Here is a 2,899-nt window from a genome sequence, read left to right on the forward strand (position 1 = left end):
ATCTTGTATTGCCGTTGCGGTCAGGCTGCCGCTCGCCCCGTTCCGGACGCGCTTTCGGCTGCGAATTTCCGGCGATTTTTTCCAGGCCACTTAAGTTCAAGAGATCGCGCACCGCATTATCTTCCAATTCCTCCCAACGGCCGCGCTTCAGGCCACGCGGCAGTGTCATGACGCCATAACGTGTTCGTATCAGGCGCGAAACCGTCAAGCCGATAGATTCAAACATGCGGCGGACTTCCCTGTTGCGCCCCTCACTGATCGTCACGCGATACCAGCGGTTAACACCATCCCCGCCACCGTCAGCAATCTTGGAAAACTGGGCCATTCCGTCGTCCAGTTCCACTCCGTTCAGTAATTTCTGGCGCATCCCCTCTTCCAGTTCGCCGAGCGTACGCACCGCATATTCCCGCTCGATCCCATAGCGTGGATGCATTAACCGGTTGGCAAGATCGCCAGAGGTTGTGAATAACAGCAAGCCTTCGGTGTTGAAATCCAATCGGCCGACCGCCAGCCATTTTGCCGCCTTCATGTTCGGCAAACGATCGAACACGGATGGACGCCCTTCCGGATCGTTGGTGCTGACAATTTCACCAGCGGGCTTGTGGTACACCAGGACGCGCGGCGGACGCTTGCTCACCTTGCGTTGAATCAACTTGCCGTTGATACGAACCTGATCGGTAGGGAGAATGCGTTGGCCAATATGAGCCGGCTCGCCATTCACCGAAACGCGTCCGGCGATGATCAATTCCTCCATGTCCCGGCGCGAACCCAAGCCTGCCTCGGCCAGCACCTTATGCAATTTGGGGGCGTCATCCTCTGCAGTCAAGTCGCGACGCACGGGTTTTGGCGCATTACGGCCAACTTCCTCACCACCGGCTACAGCATCAAATGCGTCGGAGGTCACGAACGAGAATACGTCGTCGGCGTCAGGTCGTTTTCCCTTGACCTGCGATCCATCACTATTTGCCCGCCCACCCTGGCGAGGCTTTTGGCCGGACTTGGCTCCCAACCGGTCCGCCCCCCTGCGCACGGCCTTTTCGCCACGCGGCTTGCCACCAGCCGTCACATTGCTCGGCGCCTGCTCTTTCGGCTCGCCGGCATCTACAGCCGGCGTTTCCTGATCGGCGATTTTCGCCGTCCGCGCGCGGCGCAGGCTGCGTGGCCCGCGCACACCTCGCTTGACCGGCCGGCTCTTGCCGTCTGATGAAATATTGCCCGCTTCGACAGGCAGGCCATCACCTTGCCGGGGCAAATCTGTAGACTCTAACGAGGATGGGGCCGCCGTCACGGCTGGCGATGATTCATTGGGATTGCGTGGTTTCATTATCAGATTCTTGGTTGCGCTGACCTGACGCAGCATCAACTTGCGATTCGAGCACAGGGTCGGGGGAGGAGGAAGCTTCAACGTCAGGCGGTGAAGCGGGAGGTATGGACTGAGAGTGAACGTCGTCGGATTGGATGTTTTCAGTCGAATTTGGCATTTCAATACCGGCTGCAGCAGGTTCGGTCTGCATGTCGACATCAGCGTTCGCCGTAAAGTTCATGGCTGCTTGATCCAGACTGACCTGCATATCGCTTCCCAGAGCTTGCATTTCGGCCAGCACGCCACCTTGTACATCGCCCTTGCTCAGCTGTTGGAGTGGCGGCAACTGGTCAAGAGAAGTCAAACCAAGATCATCCAAGAATTGTTTGGTGGTAGCGAACAGCGCAGGACGCCCGGGAACGTCGCGATGACCAATTGCCTCGATCCAACCGCGATCTTCAAGCATCTTGATCGTCTGTGAATTCACCGCGACACCGCGTATTTCTTCTATGTCACCACGGGTGACGGGCTGACGATAAGCGATGATGGCCAGTGTCTCCATCGTGGCACGCGAATATCTGGGTGGCTTCTCGGGATTCAGCCGCTCAAGGTACTTCTTCATTTCGGGACGGCTTTGAAAGCGCCATCCGGTCGACAGGCTGACGATTTCGATACCCTTACCTGCCCAGTCGGCGCGCAATTCCTCCAGCATCAGCTTGATCGTGTCCGTACCAATACCTTCATCACTCTCGCTTGATTCCAAATACAGCTTTTTCATGTCGCTGATAGACAGCGGCTCATGCGCGCAGAGCAATGCGGTTTCGAGGACTTTCTTTGCCTCAACGGTATTCATGTGCACGTTTGTTTGTTTTGTTTGTCAACAATTGCAGATGCTGTACTCAACGACAAGCAGTACCGATGCTTATCCGGTTAGGGGAGAACCTGTTGATGCTGCTTTCCGACGCCCGATTTAGAGGAGGTGTAATGCTGGGCGGGAATATAAAGACTTACGACGCTTAGACTTTGGTTGCGGGGGCAGGATTTGAACCTGCGACCTTCGGGTTATGAGCCCGACGAGCTGCCAGACTGCTCCACCCCGCGTCTGAAGAAATGAAGTATATCCGGTGTCAGCTTCTAAAGCAAATTTAATCGCGAGTCTCGGACGAATGCTAAACTGGAGCTTCCTGATTTGATCAGACCATATAAAGCTCGAGTCCATGAAATTTTGCTCCGAATGCGCCCATCCCGTCTCGCTGATCGTACCGAATGATGACAATCGCCTCCGCTATGTATGCGAACAGTGCGGCGTCATTCATTATCAAAATCCCAAAATGGTAATTGGTTCAATTCCGGCATGGGACCATGAAGGCGTGTCCCGCGTCCTTCTGTGCAAGCGCGCGATCGAACCGCGACTGGGGTATTGGACCTTGCCCGCCGGCTTTATGGAAAATGACGAAACCACATCAGAAGCAGCGCGTCGCGAAACCCTGGAGGAAGCCGGTGCACGAATCGAATTGCATGGCTTGTTCTCACTATTGAATGTGCCCCATGTCCACCAGGTGCACATGTTTTATCGGGCTACGCTGCTTGACCTGA

General features: G+C 55.7%; 3 protein-coding genes and 1 tRNA gene. 1 reads left to right on the forward strand and 3 read right to left on the reverse strand.

Annotated features, from left to right (window positions below; translation table 11 throughout):
- The 3 genes from rluB to VGU61_RS20805 all read right to left on the reverse strand — a co-directional run.
- Positions 1-1,324, reverse strand: a 1,324-nt coding sequence (rluB, locus tag VGU61_RS20795; RefSeq protein ID WP_326861215.1) for a 23S rRNA pseudouridine(2605) synthase RluB, incomplete at its 3' end; no start/stop codon positions are given.
- Positions 1,302-2,156 carry an SMC-Scp complex subunit ScpB gene (scpB, locus tag VGU61_RS20800; RefSeq protein WP_326861216.1) on the reverse strand — a complete coding sequence of 285 codons (855 nt, stop codon included), beginning with the start codon at positions 2,154-2,156 and terminating at the stop codon, positions 1,302-1,304. The genes rluB and scpB, both read right to left, overlap by 23 nt.
- 171 nt (positions 2,157-2,327) lie before the next feature.
- A tRNA-Met gene (locus VGU61_RS20805) sits at positions 2,328-2,404 on the reverse strand.
- A gap of 116 nt (positions 2,405-2,520) precedes the next feature.
- On the opposite strand from VGU61_RS20805, the gene VGU61_RS20810 reads away from it, so the two are divergent.
- On the forward strand, positions 2,521-2,899 hold a 379-nt coding region (locus tag VGU61_RS20810), incomplete at its 3' end, for an NUDIX hydrolase (protein WP_326861218.1).

The sequence above is a fragment of the Noviherbaspirillum sp. genome, assembly GCF_035944575.1.
Taxonomy (GTDB): domain Bacteria; phylum Pseudomonadota; class Gammaproteobacteria; order Burkholderiales; family Burkholderiaceae_D; genus Noviherbaspirillum.